General features: G+C 57.4%; 25 protein-coding genes and 1 tRNA gene. 18 read left to right on the top strand and 8 right to left on the bottom strand.

The window, feature by feature from the left end; all coding sequences use genetic code 11:
• Positions 1-4 precede the first annotated feature (4 nt).
• Positions 5-1,336, top strand: a complete 1,332-nt coding sequence (locus tag AC8GFP_RS02675) for a hemolysin family protein (RefSeq protein WP_506609961.1) — start codon at positions 5-7, stop codon at positions 1,334-1,336.
• 15 nt (positions 1,337-1,351) lie between these two features.
• On the opposite strand, the gene AC8GFP_RS02680 is transcribed toward AC8GFP_RS02675, so the two are convergent.
• A complete protein-coding gene (locus AC8GFP_RS02680; RefSeq protein WP_506609963.1) occupies positions 1,352-2,506 on the bottom strand; it encodes a hypothetical protein in 1,155 nt (384 codons plus the stop codon).
• Between the two features lie 118 nt (positions 2,507-2,624).
• Between AC8GFP_RS02680 and AC8GFP_RS02685 the strand changes: the two genes are divergently transcribed.
• Genes AC8GFP_RS02685 through gloA form a run of 4 tightly spaced genes read left to right on the top strand, consistent with a single transcriptional unit; the run spans position 2,625 to position 5,820 of the window.
• On the top strand, positions 2,625-3,251 hold the full coding sequence (locus AC8GFP_RS02685) for a twin-arginine translocation signal domain-containing protein (protein WP_506609965.1): 627 nt from the start codon (positions 2,625-2,627) through the stop codon (positions 3,249-3,251).
• 36 nt (positions 3,252-3,287) lie between these two features.
• Positions 3,288-4,856 carry a GMC family oxidoreductase gene (locus AC8GFP_RS02690; RefSeq protein WP_506609967.1) on the top strand — a complete coding sequence of 523 codons (1,569 nt, stop codon included), beginning with the start codon at positions 3,288-3,290 and terminating at the stop codon, positions 4,854-4,856.
• Between the two features lie 30 nt (positions 4,857-4,886).
• Positions 4,887-5,273, top strand: coding sequence for a ribbon-helix-helix domain-containing protein (locus AC8GFP_RS02695; protein WP_506609969.1), 387 nt, complete (start codon positions 4,887-4,889; stop codon positions 5,271-5,273).
• Positions 5,274-5,283: 10 nt separating this feature from the next.
• Complete coding sequence (gene gloA, locus AC8GFP_RS02700; protein WP_506609971.1) at positions 5,284-5,820, top strand: lactoylglutathione lyase; 537 nt, start codon at positions 5,284-5,286, stop codon at positions 5,818-5,820.
• Here the strand turns inward: gloA and AC8GFP_RS02705 are convergent.
• The 7 genes from AC8GFP_RS02705 to ybiB form a co-directional block, all read right to left on the bottom strand.
• Complete coding sequence (locus tag AC8GFP_RS02705; RefSeq protein ID WP_506609973.1) at positions 5,817-6,086, bottom strand: hypothetical protein; 270 nt, start codon at positions 6,084-6,086, stop codon at positions 5,817-5,819. The genes gloA and AC8GFP_RS02705 overlap by 4 nt on opposite strands.
• Before the next feature lie 9 nt (positions 6,087-6,095).
• Entirely contained in the window at positions 6,096-7,331 is a 1,236-nt protein-coding gene (locus tag AC8GFP_RS02710; RefSeq protein WP_506609975.1) for a branched-chain amino acid ABC transporter substrate-binding protein, read from the bottom strand.
• A 30-nt stretch (positions 7,332-7,361) separates the two neighbouring features.
• On the bottom strand, positions 7,362-8,363 hold the full coding sequence (locus AC8GFP_RS02715) for a class 1 fructose-bisphosphatase (protein ID WP_506609977.1): 1,002 nt from the start codon (positions 8,361-8,363) through the stop codon (positions 7,362-7,364).
• 3 nt (positions 8,364-8,366) lie between these two features.
• Entirely contained in the window at positions 8,367-11,024 is a 2,658-nt protein-coding gene (gene pepN / locus AC8GFP_RS02720; RefSeq protein ID WP_506609979.1) for an aminopeptidase N, read from the bottom strand.
• Positions 11,025-11,050: 26 nt separating this feature from the next.
• Positions 11,051-12,155 (bottom strand): peptide chain release factor 2 gene (gene prfB, locus AC8GFP_RS02725; protein WP_506609982.1). Its coding sequence is split into 2 segments (ribosomal slippage): positions 11,051-12,073 and positions 12,075-12,155, totalling 1,104 coding nucleotides; the frame shifts between segments, so codons are not numbered across the junction.
• 67 nt (positions 12,156-12,222) lie between these two features.
• A complete protein-coding gene (cobA, locus tag AC8GFP_RS02730) occupies positions 12,223-13,035 on the bottom strand; it encodes a uroporphyrinogen-III C-methyltransferase (protein WP_506609984.1) in 813 nt (270 codons plus the stop codon).
• On the bottom strand, positions 13,032-13,946 hold the full coding sequence (gene ybiB, locus AC8GFP_RS02735; RefSeq protein WP_506610531.1) for a DNA-binding protein YbiB: 915 nt from the start codon (positions 13,944-13,946) through the stop codon (positions 13,032-13,034). Before ybiB ends, cobA begins: the two co-directional genes overlap by 4 nt.
• A 591-nt stretch (positions 13,947-14,537) precedes the next feature.
• Between ybiB and tsaD the strand changes: the two genes are divergently transcribed.
• From tsaD to nuoF, 13 genes are all read left to right on the top strand, one after another.
• Positions 14,538-15,596 carry a tRNA (adenosine(37)-N6)-threonylcarbamoyltransferase complex transferase subunit TsaD gene (tsaD, locus tag AC8GFP_RS02740; RefSeq protein WP_506609986.1) on the top strand — a complete coding sequence of 353 codons (1,059 nt, stop codon included), beginning with the start codon at positions 14,538-14,540 and terminating at the stop codon, positions 15,594-15,596.
• Positions 15,597-15,626: 30 nt separating this feature from the next.
• Positions 15,627-16,784 carry a pyridoxal phosphate-dependent aminotransferase gene (locus AC8GFP_RS02745; RefSeq protein ID WP_506609988.1) on the top strand — a complete coding sequence of 386 codons (1,158 nt, stop codon included), beginning with the start codon at positions 15,627-15,629 and terminating at the stop codon, positions 16,782-16,784.
• Positions 16,785-16,871: 87 nt separating this feature from the next.
• Positions 16,872-17,135, top strand: a complete 264-nt coding sequence (gene rpsO, locus AC8GFP_RS02750; RefSeq protein WP_506609990.1) for a 30S ribosomal protein S15 — start codon at positions 16,872-16,874, stop codon at positions 17,133-17,135.
• A 211-nt stretch (positions 17,136-17,346) separates the two neighbouring features.
• Positions 17,347-19,494, top strand: coding sequence for a polyribonucleotide nucleotidyltransferase (pnp, locus tag AC8GFP_RS02755; RefSeq protein WP_506609991.1), 2,148 nt, complete (start codon positions 17,347-17,349; stop codon positions 19,492-19,494).
• Positions 19,495-19,498: 4 nt separating this feature from the next.
• Complete coding sequence (gene tpiA / locus AC8GFP_RS02760) at positions 19,499-20,242, top strand: triose-phosphate isomerase (RefSeq protein WP_506609992.1); 744 nt, start codon at positions 19,499-19,501, stop codon at positions 20,240-20,242.
• Positions 20,243-20,258: 16 nt separating this feature from the next.
• Complete coding sequence (gene secG, locus AC8GFP_RS02765) at positions 20,259-20,705, top strand: preprotein translocase subunit SecG (protein WP_506609994.1); 447 nt, start codon at positions 20,259-20,261, stop codon at positions 20,703-20,705.
• A 110-nt stretch (positions 20,706-20,815) separates the two neighbouring features.
• Positions 20,816-20,900: transfer RNA gene (locus AC8GFP_RS02770), tRNA-Leu, on the top strand.
• A 16-nt stretch (positions 20,901-20,916) separates the two neighbouring features.
• A complete protein-coding gene (locus AC8GFP_RS02775; RefSeq protein WP_506609996.1) occupies positions 20,917-21,276 on the top strand; it encodes an NADH-quinone oxidoreductase subunit A in 360 nt (119 codons plus the stop codon).
• A 3-nt stretch (positions 21,277-21,279) separates the two neighbouring features.
• On the top strand, positions 21,280-21,756 hold the full coding sequence (locus AC8GFP_RS02780) for a NuoB/complex I 20 kDa subunit family protein (protein ID WP_506609998.1): 477 nt from the start codon (positions 21,280-21,282) through the stop codon (positions 21,754-21,756).
• 10 nt (positions 21,757-21,766) lie between these two features.
• Entirely contained in the window at positions 21,767-22,378 is a 612-nt protein-coding gene (locus AC8GFP_RS02785; protein ID WP_506610533.1) for an NADH-quinone oxidoreductase subunit C, read from the top strand.
• Positions 22,379-22,384: 6 nt separating this feature from the next.
• A complete protein-coding gene (locus AC8GFP_RS02790; protein WP_506609999.1) occupies positions 22,385-23,638 on the top strand; it encodes an NADH-quinone oxidoreductase subunit D in 1,254 nt (417 codons plus the stop codon).
• Positions 23,635-24,162, top strand: a complete 528-nt coding sequence (nuoE, locus tag AC8GFP_RS02795; RefSeq protein ID WP_506610001.1) for an NADH-quinone oxidoreductase subunit NuoE — start codon at positions 23,635-23,637, stop codon at positions 24,160-24,162. Before AC8GFP_RS02790 ends, nuoE begins: the two co-directional genes overlap by 4 nt.
• Complete coding sequence (nuoF, locus tag AC8GFP_RS02800) at positions 24,159-25,511, top strand: NADH-quinone oxidoreductase subunit NuoF (protein ID WP_506610003.1); 1,353 nt, start codon at positions 24,159-24,161, stop codon at positions 25,509-25,511. The genes nuoE and nuoF overlap by 4 nt, the downstream gene beginning before the upstream one ends.
• Positions 25,512-25,515 lie beyond the last annotated feature (4 nt).

A 25,515-nucleotide genomic window follows, 5' to 3' on the forward strand; every position in this document is an offset into this window, starting at 1 on the left:
TGTCATGGATTTGCTGCTGATTTTTTTCCTCACCTTGCTCAATGGTTTGTTCGCCATGTCCGAAATGGCCTTGGCTTCCAGCCGCAAAGCCTTGTTGGTGAGCTTGGAAAATGCAGGCGCCACTGGCGCCCACGCTGCCTTGGAATTGCAAAAACAACCCACCCAGTTTTTGTCCACGATTCAAATTGGCATCACCACTTTGGGGGTGCTCAACGGCATCATTGGTGAGGCCGCTTTCAGCGATGGCGTGGCTGCATGGTTCATGCAGATGGGCTTGCTTGAAGGCGCCTCTCAAATTTTGGCCACCTTGACCGTGGTGACCATCATCACGCTCAACACCATTTTGTTTGGCGAGTTGGTGCCCAAACGAATTGGACAAATTTACCCAGAAACTGCCGCCAGATTGACTGCGCCAGCCATGTACGCCTTGTCTGTGATGGCGCGGCCACTGGTGCACTTGTTGTCCATCAGCACCACCGGAATTTTGCATTTGTTCCGCATTGACATGAAGCAAGTCAGGCAAGTGACCGAAGAAGAAATCACCGCGAGTTTGGTGGAAGGTGTGGATGCTGGTTTGATTGAACAACACGAGCACCAAATGGTGAAAAACGTGTTTCACTTGGACGAGCGCACCTTGGCTTCGTTGATGGTGCCGCGCACAGACATCGTATGGCTGGAGGCCACCTTGGGCGTACAAGAGGCCATGCAGCAACTGCAAGGCCAGGCCACGCATTCTTGGTACCCGGTTTGCCGGGGCAGTTTGGATGATGTGGTGGGTATGGTCAGCATGGCCAGTTTGCTGGCCCATTACAACAGTCCAGACAGCCTGGAGAGTTGGGCCGAACCTGCAGCCTTTGTGCCGGAGACCCTGACCGGATTGGACTTGCTGGCGCAATTTCGCCGGCCGCACAACACCTCGCCTGGCCATCAAGCCGCGGTCAGTGGTCGCATGGTCTTGGTGGTGGACGAGTATGGTGTGGTGCAAGGCATCATGACGCCACGCGATTTGTTGGAAGCCATCACCGGCGAGTTGGTGCAAACCACCTTGCCGCAAGAAGCCTGGGCCGTGCAACGCGAGGATGGCAGTTGGCTGCTCGACGGCATGATGCCGGTGCAAGAACTCAAGTCGCGTTTGGAGTTGCACGAACTGCCTGAGGAAGACCGAGGTTTGTACAACACCCTGGCTGGCTTGATCATGATGATCTCAGGCCAATTGCCCAAAGAAGGCGAGCACGTGTCTGCGCTGGGCTGGCGTTTTGAAGTGGTGGATTTGGATGGACGCCGCATTGACAAGGTGTTGGCTTCTCGCTTGCCAACGCCGGATAGCGACTCATAAGCACCGATGCAAGCTTCAATGCTTGGAGGGCTCGTCGTCGTTGAGTTCGTTCAGCTTGTGGTTGATGCCTGAGACGGTTTTGCGAATGGCGTCCACGCGGCTATGAAACTCTTCGAGTTTCTTTTCTTTTTCAATTTTGGCCTGCATCAACACTTCAGCTTCATGGGCCATGTCTTCGGCTGATTTTTTGACAGGTGCTGCAATGGGTGGCTTCGTCTTGCTGTGACTTGAAGCTGGCGCACTGGCGTTGCTGCTGTGAGGCTCAGAATGTGCTGATTCGGTAGCCTTGCCCGAGGGGCTCGATTTCAAACCACCGGTGTCGGGCAAGGACACGATGTGGTCTGCCAAATGCTCTTTGCCTATGCCCGCCTGGTTGTCAGTGATGGCGTCTTTGCCAGCACCTTGCAGGTTGTCGTGCAAAGCGTCTTGGCCAACACCTTGGCGGTTGTCTTTCAAGCTGTCTTGCGCAACGCCTTGCAGGTTGTCGTGTAAAGCGTCTTGGCCAACACCTTGGCGGTTGTCCTTCAAACTGTCTTGCGCAACGCCTTGCAGGTTGTCGTGTAAAGCGTCTTGTCCAACACCTTGGCGGTTGTCCTTCAAACTGTCTTGCGCAACGCCTTGCAGGTTGTCGTGCAAAGCGTCTTGGCCAACACCTTGGCGGTTGTCCTTCAAACTGTCTTGCGCAACGCCTTGCAGGTTGTCGTGTAAAGCGTCTTGGCCAACACCTTGTAAGTTGTCGTGCAAGGCGTCCCGCGCTTCATTGACGCCTTTGGTGGCCAGGGCATGACCCGCTTCACCACCCGCAAACCGGTCTTTCAATGCATCGGCTTGGATGGTCGGACCGGATGCAGAAGCCGGATGGTCGTCACTTGGCAGTTTGGCCAGATTGTCGTCGTGGTGGGGGTCCTCAATCTGTTGCAGTTGGCTGTCGGCATGCGGGTCTTCGGCAAAACCAGTCCCGTGTAAACCCGCATCCTCTTCATGGGCGCCCAGCGGTTTGTCCAGGTCCAACTCGGCCTCGTGGTATTGACTAGCCTTGCTGCGGATATCCAAGTCGTCATTCGGCACCACATCGCTGCGACGTGATTTCGCGCTGTTGGAGCCTTCCGGTATTTCCACCGAAAAAGCCTTGCTGCTGCGGATGATAGGAGGGGGTGCTTTGGACGCCATGGCTTGAAGTTTACTATTTATCAGGGTTTTCCTTGTGTTTAGCGACATACCACCAGCAACACACTTCACAGTGAAATACTGAATTCGCTTATCCACTTAGAACACACAGGAGACTTTCATGCGAACCATTCCCATAGCACCCGTTGCTTCAGCGTTCAGCGACTGCGAAGAAAGCGGCATTGTCCCCAAACAAAATCTCCCCTTGGCGCGACGCGAGTTCCTCAAGGGTTCAGGTATTTTGATGGGCACCTTGGCGGCTGGTTCGGTGCTGGCTGGTTTGGCCCCATCCACCGTGTGGGCGGTTGAATTGAAAACCCTGTCGCAGGCCGAAGGCGAAACCCTGATGGCCATGGCCCGCACCATTTACCCGCATAAAAAATTGCCCGATGCGGTCTACGCCATTTTGGCCAAAGACCTCGACGGTGCCGCCTCCGGCAGTGCCGACACCGCCAGCATGCTGCGTGAAGGTGTCAGCAACTTGAACAGCATGGCCGGTGGCAATTTCAAGAAAGCCAGCGACGCCAAAAAACTCGCCATTGTCAAAGGCCTGGAAGGCTCCGCGTTTTTTGGTGCGGTGCGTGGCCAGTGCGTGACCTCGGTCTACAACAACGACATGGCTTTCGCAGCCTTTGGTTTCCCTGGCTCGGCTTGGGAAAAAGGCGGTTACATCACCCGTGGTTTCCAAGATTTGAAATGGTTGCCTGCGCCTCCTAAATCGGCCAGCCCCTCGGCTTACATGGGCTAAGCCCAACCCTCACACAACAAATTCAGGAGAACACACATGGCTTCTATCGCATTCAACGACGACAGTGCTGTCGTCATCATCGGGTCCGGCGCAGGCGGCGGCACCTTGGCCAACGAACTCTGTCAAAAAGGCATCAAAGTGGTGGTGCTCGAGGCAGGTGCGCGTCAGTCCCCCCAGTCCTTCGTCAATGACGAATGGAAATCCTTCGGTCAACTGGCCTGGCTCGACCCCCGCACCACCTCCGGCTCATGGCGCGTGGCCAAAGACTTCTCAGGACTGCCTGCTTGGATTTGCAAAACCGTGGGCGGCTCCACCACGCACTGGGCTGGTGCATCGCTGCGCTTCCAAGAGCACGAGTTCCGCGCCAAAACCGTTTACGGCGACATCAAAGGTGCCAACCTTTTAGACTGGCCCATCACCTTGTCCGAGTTGGAACCTTACTACGCCAAAGCGGAAAACAAAATGGGCGTGACACGCACCAATGGCATTCCTGGTCTGCCTGGCAACAACAACTTCAAAGTGATGTATGCGGGCGCGAAAAAAATGGGCTACAAGGAAGTGCACACCGGCAACATGGCCATCAACAGCCAGCCGCGTGACGGACGCGGTCGATGCATGCAGTTGGGCTTTTGCTTCCAAGGCTGCAAGAGCGGTGCCAAATGGTCCACGCTTTACACCGAGATTCCCAAGGCTGAAGCCACAGGCAACCTCGACCTGCGTCCCGAATCCCACGTCACCCGCATCGAGCACAATGAAAAAGGCTTGGTCAGTGGCGTTGTTTACTTTGACAAAGATGGCAAAGAGCAACGCCAAAAAGCGCGTGTGGTGTGCGTGGCCGGCAACTCCATTGAAACACCGCGTTTGTTGCTGCTGTCAGCCTCCAACATGTTCGCAGACGGCTTGGCCAACTCCTCTGGTCAAGTGGGTCGCAACTACATGCGCCACATGACCGGCTCCGTTTACGCGGCCTTCAAAGACCCGGTGCACATGTACCGTGGCACCACCATGGCAGGCATCATCCGCGATGAGTCTTTCCACAACCCCAAACGTGGTTTCGTGGGCGGCTATGAGATGGAAACCTTGTCCTTGGGCCTGGCCTTCATGCCTGCCTTCTTGGACCCCGGTGCTTGGGGTGCCGAGTACGCATGGTGGATGGACCACTACACCAACCTGGCGGGCATGTGGCTGGTGGGTGAAGACATGCCGCGCGAAACCAACCGCATCACCTTGAACACCAATGTGAAAGACAAGTGGGGCAGCCCTGTGCCCAACGTGCACTTTGACGACCATGAAAATGACATCGTCATGCGCAACCACGCGTTCACCCAAGGCGAGCGCATTTACCAAGCAGCCGGTGCCATCAAAACCTACCGCACACCGCCTTACCCTTCCACCCACAACCTGGGCACTTGTCGCATCAGCGCCAATGCCCGCGACGGTGTGGCCAACAAATGGGGTCAAACCCATGACATCCCCAACCTGTTCATCAGTGATGGTTCACAGTTCACCACCGGTGGTGCTGAGAACCCCACCTTGACCATCGTGTCCTTGGCCATTCGCCAGGCGGATTACATCGCCAAGCAAATGACCGAACGCGCCATCTGAGTTTGGGTTTGTTTCAACCAGGAGCCATGCATGTGTGAGTATTTCGTCAAAGCCGATCCGATTCTGTACGAGCAACGTACACGTTCGATTCGCATCCGCGGCATGCTCACCAGCATTCGCTTGGAAAACACCGTGTGGGATGTGCTGGCCGAAATGGCCGAGGATGAGGGCTGCACCACCAACGCCCTCATCTGCACACTGCATGATGAAATCTTGGACCACCGGGGCGAGGTCTCCAACTTCGCCTCGTTTTTGCGTGTCACCAGTTTGCGATACCTCAGGCGTTGCCTCATCTCGCAAGAAAAGCAGCACCAGGCGGTCGATGCCAGCTTGAACCTCGACTCGCCAGCAGTGCTCACAGGCACACACCCCGGCCCAGCGGTTCGCCCCGCAGCCCTGACCGCCGTTAAAACTTAGTTTCTCCACCATGACGTTTTCCACAGAAAAACACCCCGGTGTTTGCGAGCAGCCCACGGCCCATTCCAAAGGCTTTGTGTTGAACCATTCGATGCTGCGGGTGAAAGACCCGGCAGTGGCTTTGGATTTTTACAGCAGGGTGTTTGGCATGCGGGTGCTGCGCAAGCTGGACTTCCCCGAGATGAAGTTCACGCTGTACTTTTTGGCAGTGGCCGAGCAGGCGCAGCAGGCGCCGCAAGACCAAGGCGAGCGCACGGCGTGGACCTTTTCGCAAAGCGGCATCTTGGAGTTCACCCACAACTGGGGCACCGAGTCGAATGCAGAATTCAAATACCACGATGGCAATGCCCAACCCCAAGGCTTTGGTCACATTTGTTTTTCAGTGCCCGATTTGGCCGCCGCCGTGCAATGGTTTGACGACAACAAGGTCACTTATGTGAAACGCCCCGAGCAGGGCAAGATGCGCGATGTGGCCTTCATCAAAGACCCCGACGGCTATTGGATTGAAATCGTGCAAGCCGATTTGCTGAAGAAACTGGGCGTTTAATTCGGTTTTTTCAAACTGCTGGCCGATAAAAAATCTTTCTTTGGCTTGAGGGTGTCTTTCAGGCCCTGTTGAATTTGTTTGACCAACAGGTTGCGGGTTTCTTCTTGCATGCTGGCGGCCCGCAAGCGGATGTAGGCCGCTTTGGCTTTGGCCTTGTCAGCACCGGACTCCGCCACCGCTTTGGCCCACAGGCCGTCTCGGATGATGCCGTCTTGCATTTCGCGCAAAACCAAAGCATGGATCAGTTCACTGGGTGGGGTAGCCATGGCGTTCCTTCAAGGGCGTTTCATTTGGCATGAAGTAGGCTGGGCGCTCACATAAGCATCCCACACCACTTCAGATCGAAAACCATAGCCGGTTTTTTCAGCATCGTACTTGACCCCTTTGCTACCTTGCTTGGCCCACATGCCCATGAACAAGGGCGCCAGCAATTGGTGGTCTGTTTTGCGCATTTCCACTTCACCCACCGGGCTCTTGAACTTCATGCCTTCCAAGGCATAGGCCACCGCTTTGGGCTCGGTGCTTTTGGCTTTGTCCATGGCGGCGGCCAACATGTGCACGATGTTGTAGTGGGCGGCAAAAATAAAGTCTTCGTCCGATTGCTTTTTATAGGCGATATAAATCTTTTCCAACTCGGGTGTGGGCGCGTTGTGGCCCCAGTTCCAGATGACGCTCACTTTGTTTTCGCCCCATGAACCCATTTGTGCGGGCACGCCGGGGTTGTTGGCATTCATGGTGAAAAAGTTGATGTTCAAGCCGTAGTCCTTGGCCGCTTTCAACAACAAAGTCAAGTCGGTACCCCAGTTGGACGTGATCACGGTGTCGGCGCCAGAGGCTTTGATTTTGGCGATGTAGGGGGCAAAGTCGCGGACCTGGGCAATCGGCACAAAGTTGTCGCCCACGATTTGAATATCAGGGCGTTTGCGGGCCAAGTAGGCCTTGGACGCTTTAGACACTTGCTGTCCATGGGTGTAGTCTTGGTTCAACAAATAGACATTCTTGATGTCTGGCCGCGTCTTCATGTAGGTGGTGAGCGCCTCGATTTTCATTTCGCTGGACGGGTAAAAGCGAAAGTGCCAGAAGTTGCAGCGGTCGTTGGTCAGGCCCGGGTCCATCGCCGAATAGTTCAGGTAGACCATGGCTTTGTTGGGTTCGCGATCAGCGATTTTGGTGATGGCTTCGGTGAGCGCAAAAGCCACACCTGAACCACCGCCTTGTGTCACATATCGGATGCCTTGGTCGGACGCACTTTTCAACATCAAGGCACTTTCCTGCGGTGAACCTTTGCCATCAAAAGCGACCACTTCAAATTGTGGTTCGCTGGCTTTGGCTTTGGCATTGCGGGCCGTCACCACGGCACGCAGTTGATCCAAGGAAGATTTGCCCGCTGCGGCAAACGGACCTGACAGCACATCAATGAAAGCGATTTTGACCACCTCGGCGTGTGCTTGCGGGCTGAACAAAGCCACCACGGACAAGAGCAGGGCGGGGAGGTGTTTGTGGATGCTCATGAGGTGGCCTTTGTGTGGTGATGAAAAAAATCAGCTGGCTTGGTGCAGCGCCGTGACCCGTTGAACTTCGTTTTTCGAGCCCAAGAACACGCTCACGCGCTGGTGCAATTCGGTGGGTTGGATGTCCATGATGCGCTGCTGTCCGTTGGTGGCGGCCCCCCCGGCTTGCTCGACCAACCAAGCCATCGGGTTGGCCTCGTACATGAGGCGCAACTTGCCCGGCTTGTTCGGCTCGCGTTGGTCCCAAGGGTACATGAAGACACCACCACGGGTGAGGATGCGGTGCACATCGGCCACCATGCTGGCCACCCAACGCATGTTGAAGTCTTTGCCGCGCACACCGGCTTTGCCTGCCAAGCAGTCATCGATGTACTGCTTGACCGGTGGGGCCCAGTGCCGCATGTTGCTCATGTTGATGGCGAACTCTTGGGTGTCGACCGGAATCCGCACGTCTTCTTGCGTGAGGACAAACGAGCCTTGTTCGCGGTCCAAGGTGAACATGGCGACGCCATCACCTACCGTGAGTACCAAGGTGGTTTGCGGGCCATACACGCAATAACCCGCGGCGACTTGGGCGCTGCCCTGTTGCAAAAAATCGGCTTCGCTGACACCAGCGCTGCCCTCGGGTTTTTTCAGCACACTGAAGATGGTGCCGATGCTGACATTCACATCGATGTTGCTCGAACCATCCAAAGGATCAAACAACAGCAGGTACTCGCCTTGCGGGTAGCGGTTGGGCACGAGGTAAATGCTGTCCATTTCTTCCGAGGCCATGGCCGCCAAATGGCCGCCCCATTCATTCGCTTCAATCAACACCTCGTTGGCAATGATGTCGAGTTTTTTCTGCACCTCGCCTTGCACGTTTTCGCTGTGGGCGGAGCCCAGCACGCCACCCAATGCGCCTTTGTTCACCGCATGGCTGATGCTTTTGCAAGCCCTGGCCACCACCTCCAGCAACAAGCGCAGTTCTGGGGGAATGTTGTTTTTGGCGCGTTGCTGTTCCACCAAATAACGAGACAGGGATGTGCTCATGGTTCAGTCCTCTAGGGCAGCGTTGATCACTTCACGCACATCGGCGCTCAAATCGTCTTTGGCGGCGACGCGGCGGATGGCTTCGTGCGCGGCACTGCGGTAGGGCTCCACCAGTTTGCGCCAACGGTCCAAGGTGCGGGCCAAGCGGGCCGCCACCTGCGGGTTGAAGCTGTCAATCTCCAACACGCGTTCGCTCCAAAACACATAGCCTGCAGCATCGGTGCGGTGAAAGGCCGCAGCGTTGACACAGAAGCTGGAAATCAAACTGCGGGCCCGGTTCGGGTTGTGCACATGGAAGTCGGGGTGTTGCATGAGTTGCCGCACCTTGGCCAAGACATCGGACTGGCTGCCACTGGCCGAGGCTTGCAAGGCAAACCATTTGTCCAACACCAACTCTTCTTGCTTGAACAAGGCATGGAACTGCGCCAAAGCGCCTGCGGCCAGTGGATGGTCGATGTGCACCAAGGCGGCCAGGCCGTGCATGCGCTCGGTCATGTTGCTGGCTTTTTCAAACACCGCCAAAGCCTGCTGCGCCCACGTGTTGTCCGATTGGCGTTGACCGGCCAAACACAAATACACCAAGGCCATCCCACGCAGGGCGCGTTGACCACAGGACGCTGCGTCGGTTTGGTAACGGCCTTTGGGGGTGTGGTGATGGAAAGCCCAAGCCCAATCTTCTTGCAGGGCTGTGGCCAGTTGCAAGCGCATGGCTTCACGCACGGCGTGGATTTTTTGCGGGTCCACTTGATCGCATTGCTCGGCGATGTAACTTTCGCTGGGCAGGGTCAGCACCAATTCTTTGAAGGACGCATCCAGCTCGGGGTGGCGCAACACGTGGCGCAAACCTTCGACCAAATCCAAGGGCAAGGGTTGCTCGTGCACGGTGGCGCTGTTCAAGGACGCCATGGCGGCTTTCAAGCCCAGCCGTTGCGCGGCTTCCCAGCGGTTGAAGGCGTCACTGTCGTGCGCCAACATGGTGAGCAACTCTGCATCGGTGTAGTTGTAGACCAGGTTCACCGGGGCACTGAAGCCGCGCAGCAAGGAAGGCACGGGCTGCTGCGCCATGTTCTCAAACACCAGGGTGTGCTGATCTTCATGCAAGACCAGCAACTGCTCGTCGCCCAAGGCTTCGCTGCTGGGGCTGAGCAAACCGAGTTGGATCGGGATGACGAAAGCTAGCTTGATCAACTGGCCGGGCGTGGATTCGCAGCTTTGTTGGAAATGCAAACTGAAGCGCTTCGCATCTGCGTCGTAGCTGGACGTCACCGTCACTTGGGGTGTGCCCGCTTGGGAATACCAGCGTTTGAACTGGGCCAGGTGTTGGGCCAAAGGTGATGCAGGATTGGCGTCGGCGATGGCTTGGGCGAAATCATCGCAAGTCACAGCCTGGCCATCGTGGCGCTCAAAGTACAGCTTCATGCCTTTGGCGAAACCCTCGCGCCCCACCAAGGTTTGCATCATGCGCACCACTTCTGCGCCTTTTTCGTAGATGGTGACGGTGTAGAAGTTGTTGATTTCCAGATAACTGTCGGGGCGCACCGGATGCGCCAGGGGACCCGCGTCTTCGGCAAATTGCACGGTGCGCAGCAAGCGCACATCTTCAATGCGTTTGACCGCCCGCGCGGAGGCCGAACCGGCCAGGTCTTGGCTGAACTCTTGGTCGCGGAACACCGTGAGGCCTTCTTTCAACGACAGCTGAAACCAATCGCGACAGGTGATGCGGTTGCCGGTCCAGTTGTGGAAATACTCGTGGCCGATGACGCTTTCGATGTTGCCGTAGTCGGTGTCGGTGGCGGTGGCCGGGCTGGCCAACACGTACTTGGTGTTGAAAATATTCAAGCCCTTGTTTTCCATCGCGCCCATGTTGAAGTCCGAGGTGGCCACCACCATGAAGCGCTCCAAGTCCAGGCTCAGGCCAAAGCGGGCTTCGTCCCAGGCCACACTGGCCATGAGTGAATTCATGGCGTGTTCGGTTTTGTCCAAGTCGCCCGAACGCACATAAATTTGCAGCAGATGTTCTTGGCCACTGCGCGCCACGATGCGCTGTTCGCGACACACCAACTTGCCCGCCACCAAGGCAAACAAATAACTGGGTTTTTGGTGCGGGTCAAACCATTTGGCGAAATGGCGGCCGTCTTCCAAGTCGCCTTGTTCCAGCAAATTGCCATTCGACAACAGCACCGGGTAGTTGGCTTTGTCGGCGCGCAAGGTGACGGTGAAACTGCTCATCACATCGGGGCGGTCAAGGAAGTAGGTGATGCGTCGAAAACCTTGCGCTTCGCATTGCGTGAAGAAGGACGCTTGGCTCACATACAAGCCCGAGAGCTGTGTGTTTTTGCTTGGGTTGCAGGTGGTGAAGATTTCCAGCGTGAAAACCTCGTTGCCGTCCGGCAGGTTTTCCAGCACAAGCACTTCGCCGTCCATCTTGAACGAGGTGCCTTGGCCATTCACCAACACACGCGACAAGTTCAATTCTTCACCGTCCAAGCGCAATGCTTGAAGGGGTGCGTCGGGGTTGCGACGCACTTGCATGGTGTTGAGCACCCGGGTTTTGACCGGGTCCAAATCAAAGGTCAGATCGACCTTGTCAATCCAGAAAGCCGGGACTTGGTAGTCTTCGCGCCGTGTCAACACGGCTTGTCCTTCACGAAACATGAACATGCTCCAAATGAGAAAAAGAGGTGGCGTTAAACGCCATGTTTGAGCGAGGCTTCGATGAAGGGATCGAGGTCCCCATCGAGCACTTTTTGGGTGTTGCTGATTTCAAGGTTGGTGCGCAGGTCTTTGATGCGGCTTTGGTCCAACACATAGCTTCGAATTTGGTGTCCCCAGCCCACATCGGTTTTGGTGTCTTCCAGTTTTTGCTGCGCTTCCATGCGCTTGCGCATTTCAAAGTCGTACAAGCGTGAGCGCAAACGCTTCCACGCCACGTCGCGGTTGCTGTGCTGGCTGCGGCCGTCTTGGCACTGCACCACGATGCCGGTGGGGATGTGGGTCAAGCGCACGGCAGAGTCGGTTTTATTGATGTGCTGACCACCGGCACCGCTGGCGCGAAAGGTGTCGGTGCGCACATCGGCCGGGTTGATGTCGATTTCAATCGAGTCGTCCACCTCGGGGTAGACAAACACGCTGGCGAAACTGGTGTGGCGGCCACCGGCGGAGTCGAACGGCGACTTGCGCACCAAGCGGTGCACACCGGTTTCGGTGCGCAACAGCCCAAACGCGTACTCGCCTTCGATCTTCAAGGTGGCGCCCTTGATACCGGCCACATCACCCGCAGACTCGTCTTCCAAGGTGGCTTTGAAGCCTTTGCGCTCGGCGTATTTCAAATACTGGCGCAACAGCATGCTGGCCCAGTCACACGCTTCGGTGCCGCCAGCTCCTGCTTGGATGTCCAGAAACGCATTGCACGGGTCGGCCGGGTTGTTGAACATCCGGCGGAATTCCAGCTTTTCAATATCAGCTTGGAGACGTTGAGTGTCGTCGGCGATGGTGAGCAAACCCGCTTCATCCGCATCGGCCTTGCTCATCTCAAACAACTCGGTGTTGTCTTCAATCTCCTGCGCCAAGCGGCTCAGGGTGACGACGATGTCGTCGAGAGATTTTTTTTCTTTGCCCAGTTCTTGGGCTTTTTTCGGGTCGTTCCAGACCGCGGGGTCTTCCAGCGAGGCGTTGACGGTTCTCAGTCGTTCAGCTTTGGCATCGTAGTCAAAGATACCCCCGTAGGTCGAGGGTGCGGGCACCCAGGTCGACCAGCAAATTGCCAATGGTGTTGATACGTTCTGCGTCCATGTCGTCTTCCAAATTGCGTGCAAAGACGGCGATTATCCCCTGTCAGGGTGGCCTGAGGACTTGTGGGTTATCGGGCCAATTGGGCGTTCAGCGGCAAGGTCGGCAGCGCCGTGTTCAACGGCAGCGCATCGGGCAGGGCCTGCAGGCCTTTGAGCACATCGCCAATGATGATGATGGCCGGGCTGCCCAGATGCTCATCGGCCAAGAGTTGCTGCAAGCCTTGCAACTGGCCCAGCGCCTGGCGTTGGCGGGCTTGGCTGGCGTGTTCCACCACCGCCACCGGCGTGTCGGGTGGCAAGCCTTGCAACAAGCCCTGCTGCAGCTTGGCGGCGCTTTGCACGCCCATGTAGACCACCAGGGTCAGTTTGCAGTCGTGGGCGGTTTGGGCGAGTTGCGGCCAGTCCACCGGCGGCAGGGGGCCTGCGCCGCTGGCGTGGCCTGTGATCATCACCACACCGTGGGCATGGGCGCGGTGGGTCAGGGCAGTGCCCAGGTCGTGGGCGGCGGCCAGCCCCGCCGTGATGCCATTGACCACCCGCACTTCAATGCCGTGGGCTTGCAAATGCGCTTGTTCTTCGCCGCTGCGGCCAAAAATCAGTGGATCACCGCCTTTCAAGCGCACCACGTTTTCACCCGCCAAAGCCTCTTGCACCATCAGCTTTTCAATGAAAGCTTGGGGCGTGGATTGGCAGCCACCGCGCTTGCCCACGTGGATGATGCGGGCCGAGGCGGGTGCGTGGGCCAATACATCGGGGTGCACCAGGTCATCCACCAGCACGACGCTGGCGGCTTGCATGGCTTTCACCGCTTTGAGGGTCAGTAAGTCGGGGTCGCCAGGACCGGCGCCGACCAAGGTGACGATGGGAGGTGGTTTGTTCATGGGGCGTGGATGCGTTGGGCCAGGGCCGAGAGTTTGGCCACTTGCAGTTGCAGCGGCAAGGGAATGGCGGTGTCGCCTTTCAGCATGCTTTGAATCAGCTGGGCGGTGTCGGCGGCGTTCAAATGGTTTGGCAGGTTCATGAGTTCGACCACGTTGGAGGCGGGTTCTGCATTGTCTTCAATCACGCCGTTGAGCATGGCCAGCATGTGGGGTGCGCGGCGGAAATCGGTCACGGGTTCACCTTCAGTGCCGCGCAACAGCATGGCGTTGGCTTGCAGCAGTTGCAGCGTGCCGCGCATGGAAGCGTCATATTCGGGATGCGTGTAGCTGGCCACCCGAAGACTCAGGCCATCAACGGGGTTCATCAGCTTGACCATGCTGTGACCGGGGTTGCGCAAGCCCACACTGCGGCGCACTTCCAACAAACGCCACAGGCCAGGACAGAGCAGGGCGGTGGGGGCGAACACGGCTTCACCCGCGGCCACTGCTCTGACTTGATCGAGCACGGGCAGTCCGAGGGCCAGCATCACGTCGGCGGTGGCCACGCGTTGGTCTTCGGTGTTGCCGCCGTGCACCAGCACCGGCCAGCCTTCACGGGCCAACAACAGGGCCAGCAAGGGGGTGAGCAGCGGCAGGCGGCGCGAGCCGTTGTAGCTGGGCAGCACGATCACGGGCTGCTTGCTGGTATTGGGAAGGCGGGTCAGGCGTTCATGGGTGGCGTCCAAAAAACCGGCCATTTCCTCGGGCGTTTCGCCTTTGATGCGCATGGCCACGCAAAACGCGCCCAGCGCCAAATCGGAGACCGCGCCGTCGAGTACCAAGCCCATCAGTTCGTGTGCTTGCGCGCGTGACAAATCCCGGGCGCCTTGCTTGCCGCGCCCAATTTCTCGGATGAAATGACTGATGCCCATGGCCTGATTGTCAAACATGCTTGATGACTTTCAGTTATTTAGTGATTCACGCCCCTCATTGGCGCTAATTGGGGTCAGTTTCCAATTGTTTTGAAGTTGACGTCACGGTCGATTAATTGGGGTCAGTTTCCAATTGTTTTGGCGTTGAACAATTGAGGGCAGCCAATCTAGCCACTTCAGCTGGCCGAACATGGTGGGTCGGATGCGTAGCGAACGTTGCAGCTCCGCTGCGGTGAGCGGCGGACGAGCCCACCGTGGGCGGCAAGCCAAGGTGAATTACTTGTGCTTCAAGAAGTCACGCTTTCGCCGCCCGCCATGGGGACTCATTTTTCTGGTCTTTCGCTCAAAAAATGGTCCCCAAGTCGTGCGGCTCTAGGTGGTTTTTGGGGATGCCCAAAAAGCATTGTTTTGAGGGGGTGGTCAGCAGGGACGCGAATTGCAACCGTTTTTATGATACATAAATTCAAAATTTTGCCGTTTTCTTGTATCACTCGGTAATTGGGTAATTGGAATCTGACCCCAATTACCCCAATTACCAAACAATTGGAATCTGACCCCAATTAGAAATAGGACCCCGCTAAACTCGTCCGGATGTGGTTGCTGGGCATTGAATCTTCATGTGATGAGACGGGCGTGGCCTTGGTTCGCGCCGAGGCCGGTCAAGCCCTGCCACAGCTGGTCGCCCAAGCCCTGCACACCCAAGCCGCCATGCACGAAGCCTATGGCGGCGTGGTGCCCGAGTTGGCCAGCCGCGACCATGTGCGCCGCGTGCTGCCGCTGATCCGCCAAGTGATGGCGCAAGCCGAACAACCCTTGAGCGCCATCGATGTCGTGGCCTTCACCCGCGGCCCGGGTTTGGCCGGGGCCCTGTTGGTGGGTGCGGGCACGGCCTGCGCCTTGGCCGCCAGCCTGGGCAAACCGGTCATGGGCATCCACCATTTGGAAGGCCATTTGCTGTCGCCTTTTTTAAGTGCGGACCCGCCCACTTTTCCCTTCATCGCCTTGCTGGTTTCGGGCGGCCACACCCAGCTCATGCGGGTCGATGCCGTGGGCCAGTATGAACTTTTGGGCGAAACGATTGACGACGCCGCTGGCGAGGCTTTTGACAAATCTGCCAAATTGCTCGGATTGGGCTACCCCGGCGGACCCGCTTTGGCCAAGCTCGCCGCCACTGGCCGCGCCGATGCCTTCGCCTTGCCGCGCCCCTTGTTGCACCAGCCGAATTTGGATTTTTCCTTCGCCGGTTTGAAAACCGCGGTGTTGACCCAGTGCCAAAAACTGGGTGACGACCTGCCCGCCCACCAAGCCGATTTGGCCGCCTCCACGCAAGCCGCCATCGTCGAGGTGCTGGTGAAAAAAGCCTTGAAAGCCTTGAAGGAAACTGGCTTGAAACGACTGGTGGTGGCCGGTGGCGTGGGCGCCAACCAAAGCTTGCGATCTCAGTTGCAACAGGCTTGCCAAAAGCTGGGCGCACAAGTGCATTACCCCGAGCCCGAGCTGTGCACCGATAACGGCGCCATGATCGCCATGGCCGCTGCCATGCGCTTGGGCGCAGGCGTGCAAACCGCCGACAAAAACTATGCCTTTGACGTGCTGCCGCGCTGGCCGCTGGCGCAAACCCAACTCGACAAGACCAGCACAGTTTCTTGAAAAAGAGGCTGTCCACATCCCCACAACAGCATGCGCCAAACCATCACCAAATTACAAGCTTCCAAGATCCGTGAAGTTGCCAATGCCGGTTTGGGCCGCACCGATGTGCTGGCCTTTTGGTTTGGCGAAAGCGACGAGGTGACGCCCGATTTCATTCGGCAAGCGGCCATCGATTCTTTGCAGCAGGGCGAGACCTTTTACGCCCACAACCTGGGCTTGCCCGAACTGCGCGCCGCCCTGGCCAACACCATGACGCAGCGGCACGGCGCGGTGACGCCCGAGCGCATTACCGTCACTTCGGGCGGCGTGAACGGTCTGATGCTGGCCATGCAAGCCTTGGTCAACCCCGGCGACCAGGTGCTGGTGGTGACGCCGGTTTGGCCCAACCTGACCGCGCAGCCGCTCATCTTGGGGGCGCAGTTGCAAACCCTGGCCCTGCAAGCCGTGAACGGCCGCTGGACCTTGCCCCTGCAACAGCTGCTGAAGTGCATCACCCCCGCCACCAAGCTTTTGGTGCTCAATTCACCCAACAACCCTACCGGATGGACCTTGAGCCGTGAGGAACAACGCACTTTGTTGGCGCATTGCCGCCAAACCGGCACTTGGATCTTGGCCGACGAGGTGTATGAAAACCTGTATTACCTGCCCACCAGCAACGCTTGCGCCCCCAGCTTTTTGGACATCTGCCAGCCCGACGACCGGCTGGTGGTGGCCCACAGTTTTTCCAAAAGCTTCCTCATGACCGGCTGGCGCTTGGGCTGGTTGGTCATGCCCGAGGCCATGACCGCGCACATGGGCAAGCTGATCGAGTTCAACACCTCGTGCGCCAGCACCTTTGTGCAACGCGCCGGGGTGGTGGCTTTGCAACGCGCCGCTGAGGTGACACCCCGGGTGGTGGCGCATTTGAAGGCCTGCCGCGACACCTTGGTGGGCGAGTTGCAGCAGTTGCCGGGGGTGGAATTGACCACGCCAGACGGCGGCATGTACACGTTTTTTCGCCTGCCCGGCCACACCGATGACCTGCAAACCGCCAAACGGCTGGTGGCCGAGGCCGGTTTGGGCTTGGCCCCGGGCAGCGCCTTCGCGCCCGAGGCGCAAGGCTGGCTGCGCTGGTGTTTCGCCTCCAAAGACCTGTCCCGCTTGACGCTTGGGGCCGAGCGGCTGCGGAGATGGTTGGCCAAGCTATAATCTTTTGGCTTTGGGCTTGTAGGCCTGAAGTTCACGCCATCTGGCATTTCCGGCTGTTGGCGCATGTCAAATTTTTTGGAAAACATCATGACAACCTTAAACAAAGCAGACGTCGTCAAGGCCAATGCACGTTCGGCCAACGATACAGGCAGCCCCGAAGTGCAAGTCGCCATCCTGACGGCTCGCATCAATGAACTGACCCCCCACTTCAAAACCCACGCCAAAGACCACCACGGTCGCCGTGGCTTGTTGCGCATGGTCAGCCGTCGACGCAAATTGCTCGACTATCTCAAATCCAAAGACGCCGAGCGCTACACCGCGCTGATCGCCAAATTGGGTTTGCGCAAGTAACACCCCGCACCCATGCCCAACGCCTGAGTCTGTTCATTCACTCAGGCGTTCATGCATGGGGCAGGGCCATCGCAAAGCTGCTGACTCGGTTCGAAGCTGTGTCATTCCAAAAAAAGCTGCTGCATTTTTCTGGAATGGCATCGTTTACTGACAGTGACTTTGGGCTCTGGTGAAGTGGCCCGCACTTCCCGATTTCCACAAGGAACCAAACATGTCTATCTTCAACAAAATCACCAAAACATTTCAGTGGGGCCAACACACGGTCACCCTGGAAACCGGCGAAATCGCCCGCCAAGCCAGCGGCGCTGTGCTGGTCAACATCGATGACACCGTGGTGCTCGCCACCGTCGTCGGCTCCAAAATCGCCAAAGCCGGCCAAGACTTCTTCCCCTTGACCGTCGATTACATCGAGAAAACCTATGCCGCTGGCAAGATTCCTGGCAGCTTCTTCAAACGCGAAGCCAAGCCCAGCGAACTCGAAACCCTGACCAGCCGACTGATCGACCGCCCCATTCGCCCCTTGTTCCCCGAAGGCTTCTACAACGACGTGCATGTGGTCATCCACACCGTGTCCTTGAACCCTGAAGTGGATGCCGACATCGCCGCCATGATCGGCACGTCTGCAGCCTTGGCCATTTCTGGCATCCCATTCAACGGCCCCATCGGCGCCGCCCGCGTGGGCTACATCAACGGCGAATACGTGTTGAACCCCGGCCAAACCCAGCGCAAAGACAGCGTCATGGACTTGGTGGTGGCAGGCACCGAAACCGCTGTGCTGATGGTCGAGTCTGAAGCCCAACAACTGTCAGAAGAAATCATGCTGGGTGCTGTGGTGTTTGGCCACGAGCAAAGCCGTGTGGCCATCAACGCCATCCACGAACTGGTGCGCGACGCAGGCAAGCCTGTGTGGGACTGGACAGCACCTGCCAAAGACGAACCCCTGATTGCCAAAGTGGCTGCACTGGCCGACGACAAATTGGCTGCGGCTTACCAAATCCGCAACAAACAAAGCCGCACCCAAGCGTGCCGCGAAGCCTACGCTGCCGTCATGGCTGGCTTGAAAGCCGATGGCGTCGAATTCGACGGCGTCAAAGTGGAAAACATGTTGTTTGACATCGAAGCGCGTATTGTGCGCAGCCAAATTTTGGCTGGCGAGCCTCGCATCGACGGTCGCGACACCCGCACCGTGCGCCCCATTGAAATCCGCAACGGCGTGCTGCCCCGCACCCACGGTTCCGCCTTGTTCACACGCGGCGAAACACAAGCCTTGGTCATCACCACCTTGGGCACCGAGCGCGACGCACAACGCATCGACGCTTTGGCCGGTGAGTTCGAAGACCGCTTCATGTTCCACTACAACATGCCTCCGTTCGCCACTGGCGAAGTCGGTCGCATGGGCAGCACCAAACGCCGCGAAGTCGGCCACGGTCGCTTGGCCAAACGCGCTTTGGCCGCTTGCTTGCCGTCCAAAGAAGAGTTCCCCTACACCTTGCGTGTGGTGTCTGAAATCACCGAGTCCAACGGCTCATCCTCGATGGCTTCTGTGTGTGGCGGCTGCTTGTCCATGATGGACGCTGGTGTGCCTATGAAAGCGCACGTGGCCGGTATCGCCATGGGCCTCATCAAAGACGGCAACCGTTTTGCGGTGCTCACAGACATCTTGGGCGACGAAGATCATTTGGGCGACATGGACTTCAAAGTGGCCGGTACCACCAACGGCATCACCGCTTTGCAAATGGACATCAAAATCCAAGGCATCACCCAAGAGATCATGCAAGTCGCTTTGGCCCAAGCCAAAGAAGCCCGCATGCACATCCTGGGCAAAATGCAAGACGCCATGGGCGAAGCCAATACCGAAATCAGCAGCTTCGCACCCAAGCTCTACACCATGAAGATCAATCCGGACAAAATCCGTGACGTGATCGGCAAAGGCGGCTCGGTCATCCGTGCCCTGACCGAAGAAACCGGTTGCCAAATCAACATCGAAGAAGACGGCACGATCACCATCGCCGCCACCGACGGGGCCAAGGCCGAAGAAGCCAAACGCCGCATCTCTGAAATCACCGCCGAAGTGGAAATCGGCAAGGTCTACGAAGGCCCGATCACCAAAATTTTGGACTTCGGTGCCCTGGTCAACCTGCTGCCTGGCAAAGACGGTTTGTTGCACATCAGCCAAATCAGCCACGAGCGCATCGCCAAGGTCACCGACGTGTTGGCCGAAGGTCAGATCGTGCGAGTCAAGGTTTTGGAAACCGACGAAAAAGGCCGCATCAAGCTGTCCATGAAAGCCTTGTTGGACCGTCCTGAAGCGCCTGCACAGTCGCACCAAGAGCACGACCAAGCGCCACACCAAGACTAAATCCATGACGCGCAAACTGATTGTGGGCAACTGGAAAATGAATGGCAGCCTGGCTGCCAATCAGGACCTGTTGCACGCCGTCAGTGCGGGTTTGGCAGGCGCTGCTTGCCAAGTGGCGGTGTGTGTGCCTGCGCCTTATTTGGCGCAAGCCCAACAAGCCGCTGCCCATGGTTTGCTCACGGGCGCTCAAGATGTTTCTGCCCACGAGCAAGGTGCTTTCACCGGCGAGGTGTCGGCTGTCATGTTGCGCGAGTTTGGTGTGCGTTTTGCCATCGTCGGTCACTCTGAGCGTCGTCAATACCACGGTGAAACCGATGCCGACGTCGCCACCAAAGCGCAACGCGCCTTGGCCGCGGGCATCACGCCCATTGTGTGTGTCGGGGAAACCTTGGCCGAGCGCGAAGCAGGGCAAACGCAAGCCGTGGTCAAGCGCCAATTGGCGGCGGTCATTCAAACCAACGGGCACTGCATCAGCGAAATCGTGGTGGCTTATGAGCCCGTGTGGGCCATTGGCACAGGCCAAACCGCCACCCCCGAACAAGCGCAAGCGGTGCATGCCTTGTTGCGTGCCCAGTTGGCTGCGGCCACGGCCCACCCCGAGCGCATTGCCTTGTTGTACGGTGGCAGCATGAACGCTGCCAACGCTGCCAGCTTGCTGGCGCAAAACGATATTGATGGTGGCCTGATTGGGGGTGCCTCCCTCAAAGCCACCGATTTTTTGACCATTGTTGCTGCGGCCTCGCACTGACATCCACGGAGTTCCCATGAGCACGCTTCTGAATTTATTGTTGTTGGTCCAAGTCCTGACAGCTTTGGGCATGATTGGCCTCATCTTGGTTCAACACGGCAAGGGCGCCGACATGGGCGCCGCCTTTGGCAGCGGAACATCTGGCAGTTTGTTCGGTGCCACGGGGGGCGCCAACTTTTTGTCCCGCACCACCTCGGTGCTGGCCGCCATCTTCTTCGTCACGACGCTGGCCTTGGCGTACTTCGGCAACTTGCGCCCCGAGTCTTCAGGCAGCGTCCTTGAAGCCGTGCCCGCCAGTGCTGTTCCCCCGCCCGTGAGTGACAGTATCCCTGGTGTCAATCCAGCCGCTAACAGCGTTCCAGCAAGCCCAGCAACTCCCGCGCCTGCCAGCAATGCAGTCCCTCCTGCCGTGCCAGCTCCCGTGGCACCTGCAAGCCCTGCCAATCAAATCCCTGGGAATTGATTTCTCCTCTGGAAAATCGATTCTTCAGAGCAGGATGGGCGTGATTTAAGGTTAAGATGAGTGGCTCTCTGGGGTGCGACGACAGTACGTGCCAAGGGGGGTCAAGACCTGCCGTCGTGGTGAAATTGGTAGACACGCTATCTTGAGGGGGTAGTGGCGAAAGCTGTGCGAGTTCGAGTCTCGCCGACGGCACCATCAAAACGAGAATCACATGAGCCTTGAGCAGTACCTGCCCGTCCTTTTATTCATCCTGGTTGGCTTGGCTGTCGGTGTCGCGCCGCAGCTCATTGGTTATTTGTTGGGCCCTCAAAAACCAGACGCTGAAAAAAACGCCCCCTATGAATGCGGCTTCGAAGCCTTCGAAGACGCCCGCATCAAATTCGACGTGCGCTACTACCTGGTCGCTATTTTGTTCATTCTTTTTGACCTCGAAATCGCGTTTTTATTTCCTTGGGCGGTGTCGCTCAATGAAATTGGTTTCACCGGCTTCATCGCCATGATGATTTTTTTGGGCATTTTGGTCGTGGGCTTTGTCTACGAATGGAAAAAAGGCGCCCTCGATTGGGAATGAACCATGTCACTTGAAGGCGTTTTCAAAGAAGGCTTCATCACCACGTCCTATGACTCGGTGGTCAATTGGGCCAAAACCGGTTCCTTGTGGCCCATGACCTTCGGTCTGGCCTGCTGCGCGGTGGAAATGATGCATGCCGGTGCGTCCCGCTACGACATCGACCGTTTTGGCATGTTGTTTCGCCCCAGCCCACGTCAATCCGATTTGATGATCGTGGCCGGTACCTTGTGCAACAAAATGGCGCCTGCCTTGCGCAAGGTTTACGACCAAATGGCCGAGCCACGTTGGGTGCTGTCCATGGGTTCATGCGCCAACGGCGGCGGCTACTACCACTACAGCTATTCGGTGGTGCGCGGCTGTGACCGCATCGTGCCGGTGGATGTTTACGTGCCGGGCTGTCCACCCACAGCCGAGGCCTTGCTCTACGGCATCTTGCAGTTGCAAAACAAAATCCGCCGCGAAAACACGATCGCCCGTTGAAGCCATGACCCTGACCGTTTCCATTGACACCTTGCAAACCGCGTTGAAAGCGGTGTTGGGTGAGCGCATTCAACAGCTCGATTTGGCTTTAGGCGAGCTCACCCTCACCGTGTCAGCCAAGGATTATTTGCAAGTCGCGCACAGCTTGCGTGACCACCCCGATCTGGCCTTCGAGCAACTCCTTGATTTGTGCGGCATGGACTACAGCGGCTACAAAGACGGCGCTGAATCACGCTACAGCCACAGCCCGCGTTTTGCCGTGGTCAGCCACTTGCTGTCCCTCACCCACAACCGGCGTTTGCGTCTGCGCGTGTTCGCACCCCATGAAGACATGCCGCAAGTGGCCAGCATCACGCCCATTTGGAATTCGGCCAATTGGTTCGAGCGCGAAGCTTTCGATTTGTTCGGCATCTTGTTTGAAGACCACACTGATTTGCGCCGCATCCTCACCGATTACGGTTTCATTGGTCATCCCTTTCGCAAAGACTTCCCCACCAGCGGTCATGTCGAAATGCGCTATGACGCTGAGCAAAAACGCGTCATCTACCAACCGGTCACCATCGAGCCGCGTGAAATCACGCCGCGCATCGTGCGCGAAGACAACTACGGCGGCTTGCACTGAAACACCATGGCCGATATTAAAAATTACACCCTGAATTTGGGCCCCCAACATCCTGCAGCCCACGGCGTTTTGCGCTTGGTGCTCGAGTTGGATGGCGAGGTGGTGCAACGCGCCGACCCGCACATTGGCTTGTTGCACCGGGCCACCGAGAAACTGGCCGAGAGCAAAACCTATTTGCAAACCTTGCCCTACATGGACCGCCTCGACTATGTGTCCATGATGTGCAACGAGCACGCCTACTGCTTGGCCATCGAGAAACTCATGGGCTTGGACGTTCCCATTCGCGCCCAATACATCCGCGTCATGTATGCCGAAATCACACGCATGTTGAACCACTTGATGTGGTTGGGTGCGCATGGTTTCGATTGCGGCGCGATGAACATCCTCATTTATTGCTTCCGTGAACGCGAAGACTTGTACGACATGTACGAAGCTGTGTCTGGTGCCCGCATGCACGCCGCCTACTTCCGACCCGGTGGCGTCTACCGTGATCTGCCCGACACCATGCCGCAGTACCAGGTCAGCAAAATCAAAAACGCCCGCACCATTGCGCGTTTGAACGAGAACCGCCAGGGTTCTTTGCTTGACTTCATCGACGACTTCACCAAACGCTTCCCCAAGTACGTGGACGAGTACGAAACCTTGCTCACAGACAACCGGATTTGGAAACAGCGCACCGTGGGCATTGGTGTGGTGTCGCCAGAACGTGCCAAAAACATGGGCTTCACCGGCCCCATGCTGCGCGGCTCGGGCATTGCCTGGGACTTGCGCAAGCAGCAGCCCTACGATGTCTACGACCAAATGGACTTTGACATTCCTGTGGGCACCGCCGGCGATTGCTACGACCGTTACCTGGTGCGGGTGGCCGAACTGCGTCAATCCAACCGCCTCATCAAACAGTGCGTCGATTGGTTGCGAGCCAACCCCGGACCGGTCATCACCGACAACCACAAGGTGGCGCCGCCGCACCGCGAAGCCATGAAGACCAGCATGGAAGAGTTGATCCATCATTTCAAACTCTTCACCGAAGGTTTCCATGTGCCTGAAGGCGAGGCCTATGCCGCGGTGGAGCATCCCAAGGGCGAGTTTGGTATTTACCTGGTGTCTGATGGTGCCAACAAACCCTACCGCATGAAAATCCGCCCGCCTGGGTTTGCACACTTGGCCGCCATGGACGAAATGGCCAAGGGCCACATGATTTCCGATACCGTGGCCATCATTGGCACCATGGACATCGTGTTCGGGGAAATTGATCGATGAACCAAGCACACAGCCAAACCATGGAAGCGGTTGAATTCTCAGACGCCACCTTGCAACGCTTTGCGCGTGAAGTGGCCAAGTACCCCGCCGAGCAAAAACAGTCTGCTGTGATTGCCTGCTTGTCCATCTTGCAAGAAGAAAACGGCCATGTGTCGCCTGCCCACGAGCAGGCCTTGGCGCATTACCTCGAGATGCCCGTCATGGGCGTGCATGAGGTCTTCACTTTTTACAACATGTTCAATGTGAAGCCGGTCGGTCGCTTCAAAATCAATGTCTGCACCAACCTGCCTTGCCAATTGCGTGCCGGTCATCAAACCCTGCAATACGTTTGCAAAAAGTTGGGTGTCGATGTGGGCGGCACCACCGCGGATGGCCTGTTCACCGTGCAACCTGGCGAATGCATGGGCGCTTGTGCCGATGCGCCGGTGCTCTTGGTGAACGATCGCCACATGTGCAGTTTCATGAGCACCGACAAAATCGACCAGATGATTGACGAACTGCGTGCCAGCAAGGGGCCAGCATGAACCTTGAACAACTCCTCCACAAATACCAAGCCACTGGCCTGGAATCCTGTTTCCATGACCGCCATATCAACCCGCAAATTTATGCAGGTTTGAACGGCCAAAACTGGAGTCTGCAAGACTATGTTGCGCGAGGTGGCTACCAAGCGCTGCGCACTGTGTTGGGTTTGAATGGTGCGGCGGCCCTCACGCAAGACGAGGTGATTGCCATCGTCAAAGAATCGGGTTTGCGTGGCCGTGGTGGTGCGGGCTTTCCCACCGGCTTGAAGTGGAGCTTCATGCCACGCCAGTTTTTTGGTCAAAAATATTTGGTCTGCAACTCGGACGAAGGCGAACCGGGCACCTGCAAAGACCGCGACATCCTCGAGTTCAACCCGCACATCGTCATCGAAGGCATGGCCATTGCAGCCTACGCCATGGGCATCAGCGTGGGCTACAACTACATCCACGGCGAAATTTTCAAAACCTACGAACGCTTTGAAGCGGCGTTGGAAGAAGCCCGAGCCGCTGGCTATTTGGGTGACAAGATTTTGGGCAGCGACTTCAGCTTTGAACTTCATGCCACTCACGGGTTTGGCGCTTACATCTGCGGCGAAGAAACCGCCTTGCTTGAATCCTTGGAAGGTAAAAAAGGCCAGCCACGCTTCAAGCCGCCCTTTCCCGCCAGCTTTGGCGTGTATGGCAAGCCCACCACGATCAACAACACCGAAACCTTTGCGGCCGTGCCGTGGATCATTCGCAATGGGGGTGCCGCCTACTTGGCTTGCGGCAAGCCCAACAACGGCGGCACGAAAATTTTCTCGGTCAGTGGCGATGTCGAGCGCCCTGGCAACTATGAAGTGCCCATGGGCACACCGTTTGCCAAACTCCTTGAGTTGGCCGGTGGCATGCGCGGTGGCCGCGCTTTGAAAGCGGTCATCCCTGGCGGCTCTTCAGCACCCGTGTTGCCAGCGTCCATCATGATGGACATCACCATGGACTACGACGCGATTGCCAAAGCGGGTTCCATGTTGGGCTCCGGTGCGGTCATCGTTTTGGACGACACGCGTTGCATGGTCAAGAGCTTGCAACGTTTGTCTGCCTTTTACATGCACGAATCTTGCGGCCAATGCACCCCTTGCCGTGAAGGCACGGGTTGGTTGTCGCGCATGGTCGACCGGATTGAAACCGGGCAGGGCCGTCCCAGCGACATGGACTTGCTGGACAACGTGGCCGAGAACATCATGGGGCGCACCATTTGCGCTTTGGGTGACGCTGCAGCCATGCCGGTACGCGGCATGCTCAAGCATTTCCGTCCCGAGTTTGAACACCACATCACGCACAAGACCTGCATGGTCTCGTCCTACGTTTAAGCAG

It is taken from the genome of Limnohabitans simekii (SeqCode), assembly GCF_965234735.1.
Classification (GTDB): Bacteria; Pseudomonadota; Gammaproteobacteria; order Burkholderiales; family Burkholderiaceae_C; genus Limnohabitans; species Limnohabitans simekii.

Bases quoted from the DNA above. Each gene is read 5' to 3' on its own strand.
- gloA (WP_506609971.1), top strand. From the start codon at position 5,284: ATGACGTTTTCCACAGAAAAACACCCCGGTGTTTGCGAGCAGCCCACG.
- AC8GFP_RS02705 (WP_506609973.1), bottom strand. From the start codon at position 6,086: ATGGCTACCCCACCCAGTGAACTGATCCATGCTTTGGTTTTGCGCGAA.
- tsaD (WP_506609986.1), top strand. From the start codon at position 14,538: ATGTGGTTGCTGGGCATTGAATCTTCATGTGATGAGACGGGCGTGGCC.
- secG (WP_506609994.1), top strand. From the start codon at position 20,259: ATGAGCACGCTTCTGAATTTATTGTTGTTGGTCCAAGTCCTGACAGCT.
- nuoF (WP_506610003.1), top strand. From the start codon at position 24,159: ATGAACCTTGAACAACTCCTCCACAAATACCAAGCCACTGGCCTGGAA.
- AC8GFP_RS02780 (WP_506609998.1), top strand. From the start codon at position 21,280: ATGTCACTTGAAGGCGTTTTCAAAGAAGGCTTCATCACCACGTCCTAT.
- AC8GFP_RS02710 (WP_506609975.1), bottom strand. From the start codon at position 7,331: ATGAGCATCCACAAACACCTCCCCGCCCTGCTCTTGTCCGTGGTGGCT.
- AC8GFP_RS02675 (WP_506609961.1), top strand. From the start codon at position 5: ATGGATTTGCTGCTGATTTTTTTCCTCACCTTGCTCAATGGTTTGTTC.
- AC8GFP_RS02685 (WP_506609965.1), top strand. From the start codon at position 2,625: ATGCGAACCATTCCCATAGCACCCGTTGCTTCAGCGTTCAGCGACTGC.
- AC8GFP_RS02680 (WP_506609963.1), bottom strand. From the start codon at position 2,506: ATGGCGTCCAAAGCACCCCCTCCTATCATCCGCAGCAGCAAGGCTTTT.
- ybiB (WP_506610531.1), bottom strand. From the start codon at position 13,946: ATGGGCATCAGTCATTTCATCCGAGAAATTGGGCGCGGCAAGCAAGGC.
- AC8GFP_RS02695 (WP_506609969.1), top strand. From the start codon at position 4,887: ATGTGTGAGTATTTCGTCAAAGCCGATCCGATTCTGTACGAGCAACGT.
- pepN (WP_506609979.1), bottom strand. From the start codon at position 11,024: ATGTTCATGTTTCGTGAAGGACAAGCCGTGTTGACACGGCGCGAAGAC.
- AC8GFP_RS02775 (WP_506609996.1), top strand. From the start codon at position 20,917: ATGAGCCTTGAGCAGTACCTGCCCGTCCTTTTATTCATCCTGGTTGGC.
- cobA (WP_506609984.1), bottom strand. From the start codon at position 13,035: ATGAACAAACCACCTCCCATCGTCACCTTGGTCGGCGCCGGTCCTGGC.
- AC8GFP_RS02745 (WP_506609988.1), top strand. From the start codon at position 15,627: ATGCGCCAAACCATCACCAAATTACAAGCTTCCAAGATCCGTGAAGTT.
- tpiA (WP_506609992.1), top strand. From the start codon at position 19,499: ATGACGCGCAAACTGATTGTGGGCAACTGGAAAATGAATGGCAGCCTG.
- AC8GFP_RS02715 (WP_506609977.1), bottom strand. From the start codon at position 8,363: ATGAGCACATCCCTGTCTCGTTATTTGGTGGAACAGCAACGCGCCAAA.
- pnp (WP_506609991.1), top strand. From the start codon at position 17,347: ATGTCTATCTTCAACAAAATCACCAAAACATTTCAGTGGGGCCAACAC.
- rpsO (WP_506609990.1), top strand. From the start codon at position 16,872: ATGACAACCTTAAACAAAGCAGACGTCGTCAAGGCCAATGCACGTTCG.
- AC8GFP_RS02690 (WP_506609967.1), top strand. From the start codon at position 3,288: ATGGCTTCTATCGCATTCAACGACGACAGTGCTGTCGTCATCATCGGG.
- AC8GFP_RS02790 (WP_506609999.1), top strand. From the start codon at position 22,385: ATGGCCGATATTAAAAATTACACCCTGAATTTGGGCCCCCAACATCCT.
- nuoE (WP_506610001.1), top strand. From the start codon at position 23,635: ATGAACCAAGCACACAGCCAAACCATGGAAGCGGTTGAATTCTCAGAC.